Source organism: Nonomuraea soli, from assembly GCF_013761175.1.
Taxonomy (GTDB): domain Bacteria; phylum Actinomycetota; class Actinomycetes; order Streptosporangiales; family Streptosporangiaceae; genus Nonomuraea; species Nonomuraea soli.
Genome location: NZ_JACDUR010000001.1, coordinates 592,418 through 607,503 on the forward strand (window position 1 = coordinate 592,418; position 15,086 = coordinate 607,503).

The 15,086-nt window shown below is 72.1% G+C and carries 15 protein-coding genes; 11 read left to right on the top strand and 4 right to left on the bottom strand.

Annotation, left to right across the window (positions count from 1 at the left end):
* Nucleotides 1–4: 4 nt before the first annotated feature.
* Entirely contained in the window at nt 5–547 is a 543-nt protein-coding gene (locus HNR30_RS02845; RefSeq protein WP_181608050.1) for a hypothetical protein, read from the bottom strand.
* A 93-nt stretch (nt 548–640) separates the two neighbouring features.
* On the opposite strand from HNR30_RS02845, the gene HNR30_RS02850 reads away from it, so the two are divergent.
* From HNR30_RS02850 to HNR30_RS02895, 10 genes are all read left to right on the top strand, one after another.
* Nucleotides 641–1,249, top strand: coding sequence for a TetR/AcrR family transcriptional regulator (locus HNR30_RS02850; protein WP_181608051.1), 609 nt, complete (start codon nt 641–643; stop codon nt 1,247–1,249).
* Nucleotides 1,250–1,283: 34 nt separating this feature from the next.
* Nucleotides 1,284–2,429, top strand: a complete 1,146-nt coding sequence (locus HNR30_RS02855; protein WP_181608052.1) for an acyl-CoA dehydrogenase family protein — start codon at nt 1,284–1,286, stop codon at nt 2,427–2,429.
* Complete coding sequence (locus HNR30_RS02860; protein WP_181608053.1) at nt 2,426–2,833, top strand: acyl-CoA thioesterase; 408 nt, start codon at nt 2,426–2,428, stop codon at nt 2,831–2,833. Before HNR30_RS02855 ends, HNR30_RS02860 begins: the two co-directional genes overlap by 4 nt.
* Nucleotides 2,830–3,945: a zinc-dependent alcohol dehydrogenase family protein gene (locus tag HNR30_RS02865; protein WP_181608054.1), complete on the top strand. Its 1,116-nt coding sequence runs from the start codon at nt 2,830–2,832 to the stop codon at nt 3,943–3,945. The genes HNR30_RS02860 and HNR30_RS02865 overlap by 4 nt, the downstream gene beginning before the upstream one ends.
* Before the next feature lie 33 nt (nt 3,946–3,978).
* The gene (locus HNR30_RS02870; protein ID WP_181608055.1) at nt 3,979–4,380 is read left to right on the top strand and encodes a helix-turn-helix domain-containing protein; all 402 of its coding nucleotides are present in this window, start codon (nt 3,979–3,981) and stop codon (nt 4,378–4,380) included.
* A gap of 100 nt (nt 4,381–4,480) precedes the next feature.
* Nucleotides 4,481–5,179, top strand: a complete 699-nt coding sequence (locus HNR30_RS02875; RefSeq protein WP_181608056.1) for an ATP-dependent Clp protease proteolytic subunit — start codon at nt 4,481–4,483, stop codon at nt 5,177–5,179.
* Nucleotides 5,180–5,218: 39 nt separating this feature from the next.
* On the top strand, nt 5,219–5,914 hold the full coding sequence (locus HNR30_RS46645) for a TetR/AcrR family transcriptional regulator (RefSeq protein ID WP_220133149.1): 696 nt from the start codon (nt 5,219–5,221) through the stop codon (nt 5,912–5,914).
* The gene (locus HNR30_RS02885) at nt 5,911–8,295 is read left to right on the top strand and encodes a PEP/pyruvate-binding domain-containing protein (RefSeq protein WP_181608057.1); all 2,385 of its coding nucleotides are present in this window, start codon (nt 5,911–5,913) and stop codon (nt 8,293–8,295) included. The genes HNR30_RS46645 and HNR30_RS02885 overlap by 4 nt, the downstream gene beginning before the upstream one ends.
* Nucleotides 8,296–8,322: 27 nt before the next feature.
* Complete coding sequence (locus HNR30_RS02890; protein ID WP_181608058.1) at nt 8,323–8,487, top strand: hypothetical protein; 165 nt, start codon at nt 8,323–8,325, stop codon at nt 8,485–8,487.
* A gap of 61 nt (nt 8,488–8,548) precedes the next feature.
* Nucleotides 8,549–9,946 (top strand): ankyrin repeat domain-containing protein, encoded by a 1,398-nt coding sequence (locus tag HNR30_RS02895; protein WP_181608059.1) that lies wholly within the window; start codon nt 8,549–8,551, stop codon nt 9,944–9,946.
* Here the strand turns inward: HNR30_RS02895 and HNR30_RS02900 are convergent.
* Complete coding sequence (locus HNR30_RS02900) at nt 9,928–11,760, bottom strand: AMP-dependent synthetase/ligase (protein WP_181608060.1); 1,833 nt, start codon at nt 11,758–11,760, stop codon at nt 9,928–9,930. The two genes, HNR30_RS02895 and HNR30_RS02900, sit on opposite strands and share 19 nt — an antisense overlap.
* A 256-nt stretch (nt 11,761–12,016) precedes the next feature.
* Here HNR30_RS02900 and HNR30_RS02905 point away from each other — a divergent pair, with 256 nt between their 5' ends.
* Nucleotides 12,017–13,093 (top strand): Gfo/Idh/MocA family protein, encoded by a 1,077-nt coding sequence (locus HNR30_RS02905; RefSeq protein ID WP_312894196.1) that lies wholly within the window; start codon nt 12,017–12,019, stop codon nt 13,091–13,093.
* Nucleotides 13,094–13,136: 43 nt separating this feature from the next.
* Here the strand turns inward: HNR30_RS02905 and HNR30_RS02910 are convergent, their stop codons facing one another.
* Nucleotides 13,137–14,423, bottom strand: coding sequence for a sensor histidine kinase (locus HNR30_RS02910; RefSeq protein WP_181608061.1), 1,287 nt, complete (start codon nt 14,421–14,423; stop codon nt 13,137–13,139).
* A complete protein-coding gene (locus tag HNR30_RS02915; protein ID WP_220133150.1) occupies nt 14,423–15,085 on the bottom strand; it encodes a response regulator transcription factor in 663 nt (220 codons plus the stop codon). The genes HNR30_RS02910 and HNR30_RS02915 overlap by 1 nt, the downstream gene beginning before the upstream one ends.
* Nucleotide 15,086: the final 1 nt, after the last annotated feature.

Below are 15,086 nucleotides of genomic sequence, written 5' to 3' on the forward strand. Positions count from 1 at the left end.
GACGCTAGGGCCCGAGTTGTCCCAGGATCGGCGAGAGGAGCGCGTTGAGCTCTTTGACCAGCACGATCAGCGCGCGCTGGGCACGATCCTCGACCCCGTCGTGCGGTCCTTCCGGCGCGGGCGGCAGCTCCGAGAGGGGGATCGGCGCCTGCATCAGGAGCGAGGCGCGCAGGAACGGCGAGCGTGTCAGGTCGTGCTGGGTGGGCTCGACGTACTGTCCGAGGGTGCGCTGCCAGCCCTGCCATCCGCGGTCGCGCCACCAGGCGGCACGCGAGCGGTCGAGGCTCTCGGGCAGCGGCGCGGCCAGGCGCACCTCGGCGGTCAGCGAGCCGTCCCAGGTGTTGCGCAGGCAGTGGGCGTGGAGGATGCGAGGATCGCGGTGCACGTGGCCGGGGGTCAGGAACGGCGGGGTGGCGATGTGCCACGCGGTGCACGCGAAGGTCACGGGGGCGATGTCGCCCCAGCTGTCGGCGAATTCATGGACGTTTTTCCGGACATGGGTCGCGTATCTGCTGTCACCCCGGTCGAGCCAGAACGCCTTGGCCATGCACTCTCCCTTCGCCTCGTCCACCGTAAGGCTCAACACCCGATCGTGGGTTCTGCTCTCCGCGAAGATAAGCGTCCGCTTAGTATGTAAATCATGGAGGATCTCTGGGAGGGCGTCGAGTCCGAGGCGGCGCGCAGGCTGCTGCGGGCGGCGGTGGAGCTGCTGGCGGCCAGGGGCTACGGCGGCGCCTCCACGCGGGAGATCGCCGAGCGGGCCGGGCTCAGCCCCGCGGCCATGTACGTGCACTTCCCGACGAAGGCGGAGCTGCTCTACACGATCATTCACACGGTGCACGTCACCGCCCACGCCGCCGTCGTGGCGGGCGGATCCGCGCGCGGCGGGGTGCGGGACTCGCCCGCCGCGATGGTGCGCGGCATGGTCTACGCCCTGGCCGCCTTCCACTCCCGTCACCAGCTGGCCGCCCGCGTCACCCAGAACGAGCTCGCCGCCCTCCCACCCGCCCAGTGGGCGACCATCCGCGGCATGCGCGACGCCACGGAGGGCCTGATCCTCGCCGAGGTCGCCAGGGGCGCCGCTGGCGGGGAGTTCGACGTGGCCGACCTGACCGGCACCTCCAGGGCGATCGTCTCCATGTGCGTCGACGTCGCCCGCTGGTACCACCCCGAGGGCCCGCGCACCCCCGACGAGGTGGGCGCGCTCTATGCCCACCTGGCCGCCAGGATGCTCGGCGTGAAACCATAAACTAAGCGTGCGCTTAGGACGAGAAGGGCAGCACATGCGACGCAGCATCTACGGCGAGGACCACGAGGCGTTCCGCGAGACGGTACGCGAGTTCGTCGCCCGTTCCGTGGCCCCCAGGGCCGAGGAGTTCATCGAGCGGCGCCTCATCGACCGTGAGGTGTGGCGGGAGGCGGGCAAGCAGGGCCTGCTCGGCCTGGAGGTGCCCGAGGTCTACGGAGGCGGCGAGGCGGGCGACTACCGGTTCAACGCCGTCCTGGGCGAGGAGCTGTCGCACGTCAGCGCCGCGCTGGCCTCCGGCTTCGCCATCCACTACGACATCGTCGCGCCGTACCTGGTGGAGCTGACCACCGAGGAGCAGAAGCGGCGCTGGCTGCCGCGCTTCACCTCGGGCGAGCTCATCACCGCGATCGGCATGACCGAGCCCGGCGGCGGCTCCGACCTGGCCGCGCTGGCCACCGGCGCGGTGCGCGACGGCGACGACTGGGTGATCAACGGCTCCAAGACCTTCATCACCAACGGCTACCAGGCCGACCTGGTCATCGTGGCCGCCCGCACCAGCCCGGAGAAGAAGGCCAGGGGCATCACCCTGTTCGCCGTCGAGGCGGGCATGCCCGGCTTCGAGCGCGGGCGCAAGCTCGACAAGGTGGGCCAGCCCGAGGCCGACACCGCCGAGCTGTTCTTCAAGGACGTGCGGGTGCCCGACGCCAACCGCGTCGGCGAGGTCGACCACGGCTTCATCGCCATGATGGAGCGCCTGCCGCAGGAGCGGCTGTCGTGCGCGGTCTCCAACGTCGCCCACGCCTCGGCCGTCCTCGACGAGACGCTGGCCTACGTCAAGGAGCGCAAGGCCTTCGGCCAGGCGATCGGCGGCTTCCAGTACAACAAGTTCACCCTCGCCGACCTGGTGACCCGCCTCGACGTCTCGCGCGCCTACGTCGACCAGTGCGTCGAGGCCCACGCGCGGGGCGAGCTGACCGCGGTCGACGCGGCCAAGGCCAAGCTCTGGACCTCCGAGGTGCAGAACGAGGTCATCGACGCCTGCGTGCAACTGTTCGGCGGCTACGGGTACATGCGGGAGTACCGGGTGGCCAGGGCCTGGATGGACGCCCGCGTGACCAGGATCTGGGCGGGCAGCAACGAGATCATGCGCGAGATCATCGGACGGGATCTGGGCCTGTGAACGACTACCACTACTGGCGCTCCATCCCGAGCCGCTGGAACGACAACGACTCCTACGGCCACCTCAACAACGTCGTCCACTACGAGATGGTCGACTCGACGGTCAACACGTGGCTGGTGGAGAAGGCGAGCTTCGACCCGCGCGGTCCGCGGATCGGCATGTGCGTGGAGTCGCGCTGCGTCTACAAGGCCGAGGCGAGCTTCCCCGACGTGATCAGGGTGGGCCTGCGCATCGGCAAGCTCGGCACCTCCAGCGTGCGCTACGAGCTGGGCCTGTTCCGCGACCACGACGACGTGCTCATCGCCGAGGCGGAGTTCACGCACGTCTTCGTCGACCGGGTCACCCGCCGGCCCGCCCCGATCGAGGGGCGCACGCGCGCCGCGATGGAGGCGATGCTGGCATGACGCTGACCACCAGGGCGGCCGTGCTCGTCGAGTCCGGCCGCCCGGCGCCCTACGCGCGGTCGAGGCCGCTGGAGATCCACGAGCTGACGCTGCGGCCACCCGGCGAGGGCGAGTTGCTGGTCAAGGTCGGCGCCGCCGGGCTGTGCCACTCCGACCTGTCGGTGGTCAACGGCTCGCGTCCCCGCCCGCTGCCGATGGCCCTGGGGCACGAGGCGGCAGGGGAGATCGTCGAGGCCGGTCCGGGCACCACCATGCGGCCGGGCGACCACATCGTGCTGACCTTCGTCCCGGCCTGCGGCTCGTGCACGATGTGCGCCAAGGGCCGGCCCGCGCTGTGCGGGCCGGGTGGGGCGGCCAACCGGGCGGGCACCCTGCTCAGCGGCTCGCGCAGGCTCTCCGGAGGGGTCAACCATCACCTGGGCGTCTCGGGATTCGCCGACTACGCGGTCGTCTCCGAGCAGTCGGCGGTCAAGGTCGATCCCGCTCTGCCGTACGAGATCGCGGCCCTGTTCGGCTGTGCGGTGCTGACCGGCGCGGGAGCGGTCCGGTACGGCGCGCGTGTCGTCGCCGACGACACGGTGGCGGTCTTCGGGCTCGGGGGAGTGGGCCTGTCGGCGCTCCTGGCCGCCAGGGCCGCGGGTGCCGGCACGCTCGTCGCCGTCGATGTCGTCGACGCCAAGCTGGAGCTCGCCGGGCAGCTCGGCGCCACCCACGTGATCAAGGGCGGTCCCGGTGCGGTCGAGGAGGTACGGCAGGCGACGGGCGGCGGCGCCGACAAGGTCATCGAGACCACCGGGGTGGTGCCGGTGCTCGCCCAGGCCTACGAGGCGACCGCGCCGGGCGGCGTGACCGTCACCGTGGGCCTGCCCGATCCCGGCGTGCCGCTCAGCCTGCCCGCCCTGTCGCTCGTGGCGGAGGAGCGCACCCTCAAGGGCAGCTACCTGGGCTCGTGCGTGCCGCGCCGTGACGTGCCGGCCTTCATCGACCTGTACAAGCAGGGCCTGCTCCCCGTCGACCGGCTGCTGTCGGGCCGGCTCACCCTCGACGAGGTCAACGAGGGCTTCGACCTCCTGCACACCGGCGAGGCCGTGCGGCAGGTGGTCATGCTCTAGCCGGTATCTCGAATAAGAGATACCGTCGGTGGTATGGACGATGACGACCTGCCCCTGCTGCCGGGCTTCCGCGAGATGGCCATGGCCCGCCGCGACATGATCGAACGGCTGGCCGAGGAGCGCAGGTCGTCGGGTCTGTCCCAGACCGAGGTGGCCGCCAGGATGGGCACCTCGCAGTCCGCGGTCGCGCGGCTGGAGTCGGGCGAGGCCGATGTACGCGCCTCCACGCTCGAACGGTACGCCGCCGCGATCGGCCACCGCATCAGCTGGAGGTTGAGCCTTGACGCTGTCACCGGAACGCCATCGGAGCCCACAGAGACAGACCACGGGAGCGGCCTCGTCCGCGAACCCCGCCCCCTCCTCGACCCTCGCACCCCGCCATCCACGGGAGGCGGACTCGGCTCCAGGAGACTGCGACGCCCCGGACGGTCCTGAGATCCCCGACACGCCGGACCTCCCGGACGTCTCCGCCGTCAGCGACGTCCCCGAGATCCCGGAGGTCCTCGACCTGTCCGCGCTCGCCGACGTGCCGGATGTGCCCGGCCTCCCGGAGATCCCGGAGATCCCCGAATCGCCCGGCGAGCCGAGAGCCGGGTTCGTCGGATTCCAGGCCCGCTGGACCCCTCCCGGCCTGCCTCCCGAGCGTCCAGGGCCGCTGCCGCCGCTGCCCCGCCCCGAGCCGATGCCCCTGCGCGGCCCCTCCTACTCCGTCCACGTCACCCACGACCCGATCGCCGAGCGCCTGTTCGAGCAGCGCATCGTGCTGGCCCACGGCGAGCTGACCGAACAGAACGTCACCCCCTGGTGCGCCGGCCTGCTCACCCTCGGCGCCATCGGCCGCCAGCCCATCAAGCTGCACCTGAGCATCCCTGACGGGGAGCTGGGTGCGGTGCTGACCATGCTCGACACCCTCGACTCGCTGACCGTCGAGGTGCACGCCCAGGTGACCGGCAGGCTCGGCGGCCCGGCCCTGGCCCTGCTGGCCGCCGTGACCCGCCGCCGAGGCTCGCCCAACTCCCTCTTCCGCATGGGCGAGCCGCACCTGACCGCGCGCGGCACCACCGAGGAGGTGCTCGACCAGCAGGAGCAGAACCGCCGCATGCTCGACACGATCTATTGGCGGCTGTCCGACCTGACCGGCAAGGAGGTCGACGAGATCCGGCACGACTCCGTCAGGGGCCGCCACCTGAACGTGGAGGAGGCTATCGCCTACGGGCTCCTGGAGGGCCTATAGTGGCCATTGAATGACCGAATAAGGAAATCGGGTCAAACAATGGGCACCAAGAAGGCAGGACGGCCGCCCGTCGACGCGGCGCGCCAGCTGGAGCGGGCGCACCGCATCCTCGACGCGGCGGCCGGGCTCGTCCTGCGGTGGGGGTACGACAAGACCACCATCGAGGACGTGGCGCGGGCGGCCGAGGTCGCCAAGGGCACCATCTACCTGCACTGGCGTACGCGTGACGAGCTGTTCGTCGCCCTGCTGCGCCGCGAGCGGGTGGCCATGCTGCGTGCCGTACGGCAGGCGGATCCCCAGACGCTCGACGACCTGGTGCGTCACCTGGCGCTCGGCGTGATGCGCGACCCCCTGATGCGCGCCAGCGTGCTCAACGACTCGCAGGTGCTCGGCAAGCTGACCAGGCACAAGCGCGCCGACACCGAGCTGGTCTCAGGCTTCCTCGGCTATTTCGAGACCCTCGCCGGGCTGGGCGTCATCCGCGGCGACCTGCACCCCGGCGAGCACGCCACCGTGCTGGGCTCGGTGCTGCACGGCTTCCTGACGGTCTCGGCACGCCTGCCCGAGGAGTTCCGCCTGCCCGACGAGCGCGTCGCCGAGCTGGTCGGCGAGAGCGTGCACCGCACCCTGGAGTCCGGGAGCCCGTTCGGTCCAGAAGCCGTCGAGGCGACCAGGGCGTTCCTCGCCCTGGCCATCGACGTGGCGGAGAGCAAGCTGAAGGAGGCTCTCGGATGAGGATCATGCCCCTCGACGACCCCTCGGCGGACCTGGCCACGGCCGGCGGCAAGGGCGCCTCGCTGGCCCGGCTGAGCCGCGCGGGCCTGCCGGTGCCGCCGGGCTTCGTGGTGACGACCCAGGCCTACCGCGAGGACCCGCCCGAGCTGCCCGAGGAGATCCTGAAGGCCTACGACGGCCTGCTGCACCTCCTCGGCCCCGACGCCGCCGTGGCGGTGCGCTCGTCGGCGACCGCCGAGGACCTGCCCGGCCTGTCGTTCGCCGGCCAGCAGGACACCTTCCTCAACGTGCGGCGCGACGGCCTGGTGGAGGCGGTGCGCCGGTGCTGGGCCTCGCTGCACAACGAGCGCGCGGTCGCCTACCGCCGCCGGCACGGCGTCCCCGACGACGACGTGGCCATGGCCGTGGTGGTGCAGGAGCTCGCCGACGCCGAGGCCGCCGGCATCCTGTTCACCGCAGACCCGGTCTCCGGCGACCGCTCGACCACCGTGATCAACGCCTCGTGGGGGCTGGGTGAGGCCGTCGTGGGCGGCCTGGTCACCCCCGACACCTACACCGTGGGCGACGCCGTCGAGGCCGAGGTCTCCGACAAGACCGTGATGACCGTGCGCACCGCCGACGGCACCGCCGAGCGGCCGGTGCCCGAGGAGTCGCGCCGCGCCCGCGTGCTCGACGACGCGCGGGTACGCGAGCTGACCGCGCTGGGCCGCCGCATCGAGGAGCTGTACGGCACGCCGATGGACGTGGAGTGGGCGCTGCGCGACGGGCGCTTCCTCATCCTCCAGGCCCGGCCCGTCACCGGCCTGCGGGAGGAGTGGAACGACAGCAAGGGCCACCTGTGGTTGTGGTCCAACGGCAACCTCGGCGAGGCCATCCCCGACGTGATGACCCCCGCCACCTGGTCGCTGGTGCAGATCTTCATCGCCAAGGCCATGTCGACCACGGCCATGCCAGGCTTCCGTTTCGTCGGCAACATCGGCGGCCGCTTCTACATGAACCTCAGCTCCGCCCACACGATGCTCCACGCGCTCGGCATGCAGCACAAATCGGGCGTGATGGACCAGGTCATGGGCAGGCTCCCGGCCGGCGTCGACGTGCCGCTCATCCCCGTCGGCCGCTGGCAGGTGATCAGGACCGTGGTGCCGGTCGCGATCCGGCTGCGCCGTCGCGTCGCCTTGAACATGCGCAAGCTGCCCGCCTACGTGGCGGGCGCCCAGGGCCGCTGGGAGGACATGCGCCGCAAGATCGCCACCTCCGACGACCTGGCCGGCCTCTGGGAACGCGAGCTGGAGCCGTACTTCCTGGAGACCTGCGAGATCTTCGAGGCCTCCACCCGGCAGGGCGGCAGCACCCTGGTCTGGGTGCGCGACCGGCTGCGCGCGCTGGCCGGCGAGTCCGACGCCGAGGCCATGCTCACCGGCGCCAACCACGACGGCGGCCTGGCCAGCCTCGGCCCGGTCCTGGGGCTGCAGCGCCTGGCCGACGGGGAGATCACCGCCGGGGAGTTCGCCGTCCGCTACGGTCACCGCGGCCCGCACGAGTTCGAGATCTCCCTGCCCCGGCCGGGCGAGGACCCCGCCTGGATCGCCAGGCAGGCGGCCTCGCTCGGCTCGCTCGACCGGCTGCTGGAGAAGCAGGAGGAAGCCAGGCGGGCGGCCTGGGAACGGTTCGCCGCCCGCCACCCGCGCAAGGTGCGCCCGATGCGGCGCGAGGTCGCGCGGTGGGCCAAGGTCGCCCGCGACCGCGAGACCATGCGCTCGGAGGTCATCAGGGTCTTCTGGTCGCTGCGCGACTTCGTGCTGCGCGCCGGCGAGGTGACCGGTCACGGGGAGGCGCTGTTCTTCCTGTCGATCCAGGAGATCCTCCGGGTGCTGCGCGGGGAGCCGATGCCCGACGTGTCGGTCAGGAAGGCGACCTACGAGCACTACCGCTCGCTGCCGCCGTACCCCACCGTGATCGTCGGCGAGTTCGATCCCGACCGGTGGGCCGCCTCGCCCGACCGGCGCGGCGATCTCTGGGACCAGCGCGGCGTGACGGCGCCGCAGGGCGAGGCGGTCACGGGCTTCCCCGGCGCGCCCGGCGTCGTCGAGGGCGTGGCGCGCGTGCTCGGCGGGCCCGGCGACGGCGACCGGCTGGCGCAGGGAGAGATCCTGGTGACCGTGCTGACCAACATCGGCTGGACCCCGCTGTTCCCGCGGGCCGCCGCGGTCGTCACCGACATGGGCGCGCCCTTGTCGCACGCCTCGATCGTCGCCCGCGAGCTGGGCATCCCCGCCGTGGTCGGCACCGGCAACGCCACCGCCCGCATCCACGACGGCGACCTGATCCGGGTCGACGGGGCACAGGGGAAGGTCGAGGTAGTCCAAAAAGCCGGCGAGTGATCACGCTCTGTGGTCACCATGGCGGTCATGACCGAGGCGGAGGCGGAGCTGGAGGCGCGCTGCGCCGAATACCGGGTGGCCAAGCTGGCCCTGGACCGTGGCGTGGCCCTGGAGGCTATCCTGGGAGCGCGCAGTCAGGGCGCGACCGGTCCGCGGGCAGGGCTCAGCCCACCTGATCAGCACGTGAAGTGATCAACGGCTCCTTCCGGCCTGACCATGCGGACATCGGGCGCAACGGAACGGAGACGCGCGCATGATCCGCCTGCCCGACCATCCCAGCCTCGAGAAGCTGCGCAAACTGGCCAAACGCCTGGCCAGGCAGGTCCACGACGGCGAGCCCCGAGCGCTCGCCCTGGTGGCCGAGCTGCATCCGCGACCCCCGGCCGAGTTCAGGCTGGCCGACGCCCACCTGGTCACGGCCCGGCTGTACGGCTTCGCCAGCTGGCCCCGGCTGGTCGAGCACCTCGAGACCGTCGAACGATACTCCCGCTCACCGCACACCGTGCCCGAGGCCGCCGACCCGGCCGACGAGTTCCTGCGCCGCGCCTGCCTGACCTACGGCGCCGACCATCCGGGGCGCCTGGAGTCGGCGCGCTCGGTCGCCTACGAGCCCACCGTGCACACGATGGCCGCCACCGGCTCCTACGACGAGCTGCGCGCGCTGCTGGCGCGCGAACCCGGCCTGGCCGTCGCCCAGGGCGGGCCGTTCGGCTGGGAGCCGCTGCTCTACCTGTGCTACGCCCGCGTCGGACCGGGACGCCACGTCGACGCGGCCCGCCTGCTGCTGGAGCACGGCGCCGACCCCGGCGCCGGATTCCTGTGGGAGAGCCTGCCCAGCCCGTTCACCGCGCTGACCGGGGCCTTCGGCGGAGGAGAGGGCGACCAGCCGCCGCATCCGGCGGCCTTCGAGCTGGCCGGGCTGCTGCTGGAGCACGGGGCCGACCCCAACGACGCCCAGACCCTCTACAACAACGGCCTCGGCGGCTCCTGGTCCGACCGCACCGACATCCTCGGCCTGCTGCTCGCCCACGGGCTCGGCCGGGGCGACGGCGGTTCGTGGAAGAGGCGGCTCGGCCATGCCCTGGCCCCGCCCGACCAGCTCATCCGCGAGGAACTGGCCACCGCGGCGCTGCGCGGCGGGCCGCGTCGGGCCCGGCTGCTGCTGGAGCACGGCGCGCAGCCCGACGGGATCGCCGCGCATCCGGCCTTCGAGGAGCGCACGCCGCTGGAGCTCGCCCTGCTGCACGGCCACCACGAGGTGGCCGAGATCCTGCGGGAGGCGGGCGGCAGCGCCTCCCTGAGCACGATGGAGCAGTTCGTCGCCTCCTGCATGCGCGGCGAGGATCCGCGCGATCCGGAGCTGACCGCCCATGTGCGCGCCACGCACCCGGGGCTGATCAACACCGCGGCCGGTCACCGCAACGTCGCGGCCGTCCGCCTGCTGGTACGGCTCGGCTTCGACGTCGACCAGCTGGAGCGCGCGACCCCGCTCCACGAGGCCGCGTGGAACGACGACGTGGAGATGGCGCGCACGCTGGTCGAGCTGGGCGCCGACCCGTCCATCGAGGACCGCGAGCACGGGTCGACGCCCCTGGGCTGGGCGCAGTACGGCGGCAAGCGCCGCGTGCTGGCCTACTTGGCGTCGTTGTAGAGGGTGTCGATCACGTCGGCGTACTTGCTGTGGATGACCCGCCGCTTGAGCGAGAACTTGGGCGTGAGCTCCTCGCTCTCGGTGGTCCACTCCACCTCCAGCAGCCGCCACTGCTTGACCTGCTGCACCCTGGCGAGCTTGGCGTTGGCCGCCTCGACCGCCTGGTCGATCTCGGCGATCACCTCGGGCGACTGGGTGAACTCCGCGAGGCTGGTGTAGGTCAGGCCCCTGGCCGCCGCCCATCTCGGAGCCATCTCCGCGTCGAGCGTGATGAGGGCGACGGGGTAGGGGCGGCGGTCGCCGTAGGCCAGGGCCTGGGCGATCAGCGGGTGCTGCTTGAGGAAGTTCTCGATGAGCGAGGGCGCGATGTTCTCGCCGCCCGCCGTGATGAACAGCTCCTTCTTGCGATCGACGATGCGGTAGAAGCCGTCGGCGTCGACCTCGCCCACGTCGCCCGTGCGCAGCCAGCCCTCGTCGTCGAACAGCTCAGTCTCGGGCAGGTTGCGGTAGCCGGCGGTCGCGATGGGGCCGCGCATGAGGATCTCGCCGTCCTCGGCGATCTTCACCTCGATGCCGGGCACCGCCGGGCCCACCGAGCCGAAGGCGTAGTTGTCGGGGCCGTTGGCGGTGAAGGCGCCGGTGGTCTCCGTCATGCCGTACACCTCGAGGATGTTGATGCCGAGGCCGGCGAAGAACTGCTGCACCTCCAGCGCCAGGGGAGCGGCGCCCGAGCCGACCCAGCCCGCGCGGTCGAAGCCGATCAGCGCACGCACGCCGGCCAGCGCCGGGGCGACCTGCTCGTAGAGGGCCTTGATCTCGTCGGAGGGCGTCGCGCCCTTCTGCCCCGCCTCGTAGTAGGCCAGCGACACCGCCATCGCCTGCTTGAGCTGGGCCTGCTTGTCCTCGGGCTGCATCGACAGCGCCGCCTGGAGCCCCGCCATCAGCTTCTCCCACACGCGGGGGACGCCGAAGAAGGTGACCGGCCTGACCTTGCCGAGCGTGGCGCCGAGCTGGGTGGGGTCGGGGCAGAAGTGCACGTGCCCGGCCTTGAACAGCGGCAGGTACATGCTCAGCACCCGCTCGGCGATGTGCGCGTAGGTGAGGTAGGAGATCTGCGGGCCCAGCGGCTCCAGCTGGCCGATGCGGTCCACGACCGCCACCTCGTAGGTGACGTTCGTGTGCGTGAGCGGCACGCCCTTCGGGTTGCCCGTGGTGCCCGAGGTGTACAGGACCGTCAGCACGTCGTCGGGGCCGACCGCCTCGTAGCGCTCGGCCACCTGGGCTTCCTGGTAGGTGCTCTGGCCGAGCTTGACGAAGGCCTCCCAGGTCAGGAAACGCTCACCTTCGGGACAGGCGTTGGAGTCGAGGACGATCACCTTGCCGATGTGGTCGAGCTCCTGCAGGGCGTGCTGCCAGCGGGCCAGCTCGGCCTCGCCGCCCACGATCGCGACCTTGGACCCGCAGTCGCGCGCGATGTAGGTGACCTGCTCGGGCGCGAGGGTCGAGTAGACCGTGATCGGCACCGCGCCGGCGTGTAAGGCGCCCAGGTCGGCCAGGCAGTGCTCGGTGCGGTTGACCATCATGAGGGTAACGCTGTCGCCGGGCTCGACGCCCAGCGCGATGAAACCGGCGGCCAGTTCCAGGACACGCCGCCTGGCCTCGCCGTAGGTGATGGTGTCCCAGCCGTCGCCGGAGGGATTGGAGTACGCGGGGGCGTCGGGGTGCTGGGCGGCGATGTCTTTCAGCTGGCCACAGATGGTGTGACCGGCGATCTCGCCGAGAATGTCTGAACGATCCTGGAGAATATCGGCCATGCGCGCTCTCCGATCAGTAACCACTTATTGGCGGGTGGCTGTATCTGACCATGTGCGACAGAGGGTGACAAGAGGGAGCTCTTATGGCGTTGACAGCACCCTTGTTATCGCTAACACTCAGGTCACCTCGCCCGGATCGGCACTGTGAGCGCCTAGGGTTGTTAGCGCGAACATCGGCAGGTGACCATGTGATGGCGATCCTCCCCGCTTTACGCGAGCAGTTCACGCGCCACCGCGAACGCACAAGGAGGATGCCGTGAACCAGGTCATCAGGGTGGGCGTGATCGGCACCGGCTTCATGGGCCGCGCCCACGCCCACGCCTGGCGCAACGTCGGTCACTTCTTCGACCTGCCCGCCCGGCCCGTGCTCTCGGTGCTGTGCGGGCGCACCCTCACCGCGCCCGCCCTCGGATTCGCCGCGCACGAGAACGACTGGCGCCGCCTCGTCGAACGCGACGACGTCGACCTGGTCGACATCTGCAGCCCCGGCGCCACCCACGCGCCCATCGCCCTGGCCGCCCTCCGGGCGGGCAAGCACGTGCTGTGCGAGAAGCCGCTCGCCAACACCGTCGAGGAGGCGGAGGCCATGACCGAGGCCGCCGCGTCCGCGCCCGGACTGGCCATGGTGGGCTTCAACTTCCGGCGCCTGCCCGCCGTCGCGGCCGCCCGCGAACTGGTCGCCGGCCTGGGACGCGTCCGGCACGTGCGCGGCAGCTACCTCAACGACATGCTCGCCGACCCGGCCACGCCCATGGCCTGGCGGCTGCGCGCCGGCGAGGCGGGCAGCGGGGCCCTGGGCGACCTCGCCTCCCACGCCGTCGACCTCGCCCAGCACCTCGCGGGCGACCTGATCACGGGCGTCAGCGGGCTGACCGAGACCTTCGTCGCCGAGCGGCCCTCGGAGGAGGGGCGGCCGGAGAAGGTCACCGTCGACGACGCCACCGCCTTCGTCGCCCGCTTCGGCGGGGGCGCACTCGGCGTCTTCGAGGCCAGCCGCTACGCGCCGGGGCGGGCCGAAGGGCTGCGGGTGGAGATCGACGCCGAAGGGGGGAGCGTCATCTTCGACCTCGGATCGCCCAACGACCTGCTCGTGCTCGGCGGCGACGGGGTCAGGGGAGACGGGTTCAGGAAGGTGCGGGTGAGCGATCCCGCCTGGTGGTACGGGCACGCCATCGGGTACGAGCACACGTTCGTGCACCAGGCCAGGGACCTGGTGGAGGCGATCTGCGCGGGGCGGCGGCCCGAGCCGTCGTTCGCCGGCGGGCTGCGGGTGCAGCGGGTGCTGGAAGCGGTCGCGAGCAGCGCGGGCCAGTGGCGCGAGATCCCGCGCTAGCCGTACGGCGGGCCGCCCCACCCGGGCGCTTCCCCGCCTGCTCTCACGGCACCCGGGGCGCCTCGGCGCGGGGCGACGGGTGCGGCCACGGGGCGGGCGGGTGGGGCCAGACATCGGCCGGGTCGTGGCGGTCAGGCGCCGGGCAGGCGGGGAGGCGCACGATGAAGGCCGCGCCGACCCCCGGCCGCCCGTCGGCGGTGATCGTGCCGCCGTGGCCCTCCACGACCTCCCGCACCAGTGCCAGCCCCAGCCCGAACCCGCGGTTGCCGCTGGCGTACCTGACGAACAACCGCTCGCTGTCGCCGGGGTCCAGCCCCACCCCGTCGTCCCTCACGACGAGCTCCACCAGCTTCGGCCCGCCCGACACGGTCACCCACACGTGCCCGCCCGCCCCGGTGTGCCGCAGCGCGTTGTCGATGAGCGCCGAGATCACGCGGCGCAGCGCCGACGGCACCCCGCTGACCACCGGCCCCGCCGTACCCCGGCACCGCTGCTCGATGCGGATGCCGAGCGAGTGCGCGCGGGCCTGCTCCAGGGCGATCTGGTCGGCCGCGAGCTCGGCCAGATCCACCGGGTGGAAGGTGCGGTCGAGCTGGGCGAAGCGTGCCGACAGCAGCAGGTCCTCGACCACCTCGCCCAGTTCCTTGCTGCTGGCGACGAGCCGGTCGACCTCGTCGGCGAGCACGGCGGGCTCCGTGCCGCGCCGTAGCCGGCGGGCCAGCAGCTGGGCCCTGGTGTGCAGCCTGGTCAGCGGGGTGCGCAGCTCGTGGCTGAGGTCGGCGGCGAACCTGCGCTGGCGGGCCAGGGCCTGGCCGAGCGGCGCGATGGCCCGGCGGGCGACGATCTGGCCGATCAGCAGCGCGGCGAGCAGCCCGGCCAGTTCCGAGACGATGAGGGTGTGCAGGAGCCTGCTCCGCTCGCTCGCCTGGGCGTGCAGGTCCATCGCCGCCTGGACGGCGACGCCGCCGCGGCGCAGGGTGTGGACCAGGTAGGTGCGCCCGCCGGCCGTCACCTCCTCGACCCGCTCGCGCCCGCCGGCGGCGACCTGGTCCAGGGCGGAGGCGAGGGGAAGCGCGGCCGGGGCGCCGGGCGAGCCGCGCGCGGCGCCGGGGGAGCTCCAGGAGAAGAGCCACACGCACGGCGGCGGGTTGTCGAGCGTGGCACGCTGGGCGATGGAGGCGAGCTCGCGCCGCGACGAGGAGTGCTGGTCGTGCAGCCCCACGCAGAAGACGACCGCGCCGAAGATCGCGAGCACGGCCGAGATGGCACCCGCTACCTGGACGGTCAGCCGCCGTCGTGCCTGCAGCAACAGGCGATGATCATGATCCATCACAGCTCACCCAGCCGGTAGCCCACCCCGCGCACCGTGCTGATCACACCGGGCCCGAGCTTGCCCCGCAGGTAGTAGACGTAGGTGTCGACGATCGAGTCCTTCTGCGCGCCGTCGAAGACGCGATGCCGCAGCGAGGTCCGCGTGTGCACCTGGCGCGGACGTCGGGCCAGGGCCGACAGCAGCCGGCACTCCTGCCCCGACAGCGTCACCTCCTCGCCGGACGGCAGGCTCACGATGTGCGACTCGGGGTCCAGCCAGCCGGAGCCGAGCGGCAGCAGCGTGGCCCGGTCCAGGTTCCTGCGGTGCAGGGCGCGGACCCGGGCCAGCAGCTCGTCGATCTCGAAGGGCTTGACCAGGTAGTCCTCGGCGCCGGCGTCGAGCCCCTCGACCCGGTCCTCCAGCGAGCCGAAGGCGGTCAGCACGAGCACAGGCACGGTGACGCCGCGCTGCCGCAGGCGGCGCAGCAGCTCGACGCCGTCCATCGTGGGCAGACCCCGATCGATGATCATCGATTCGTAGGTGCGGCTCAGGGCCAGGTGCAGCCCGCGCTGCCCGTCTCTGGCCAGGTCGACCGCGTAGCCCTGCTCGGTGAAGAGCTCGGCCAGCAGGTGGGCGAGCTCGCAGTCGTCCTCGACGAGGAGCAGTGGTGTCGGCGCCACC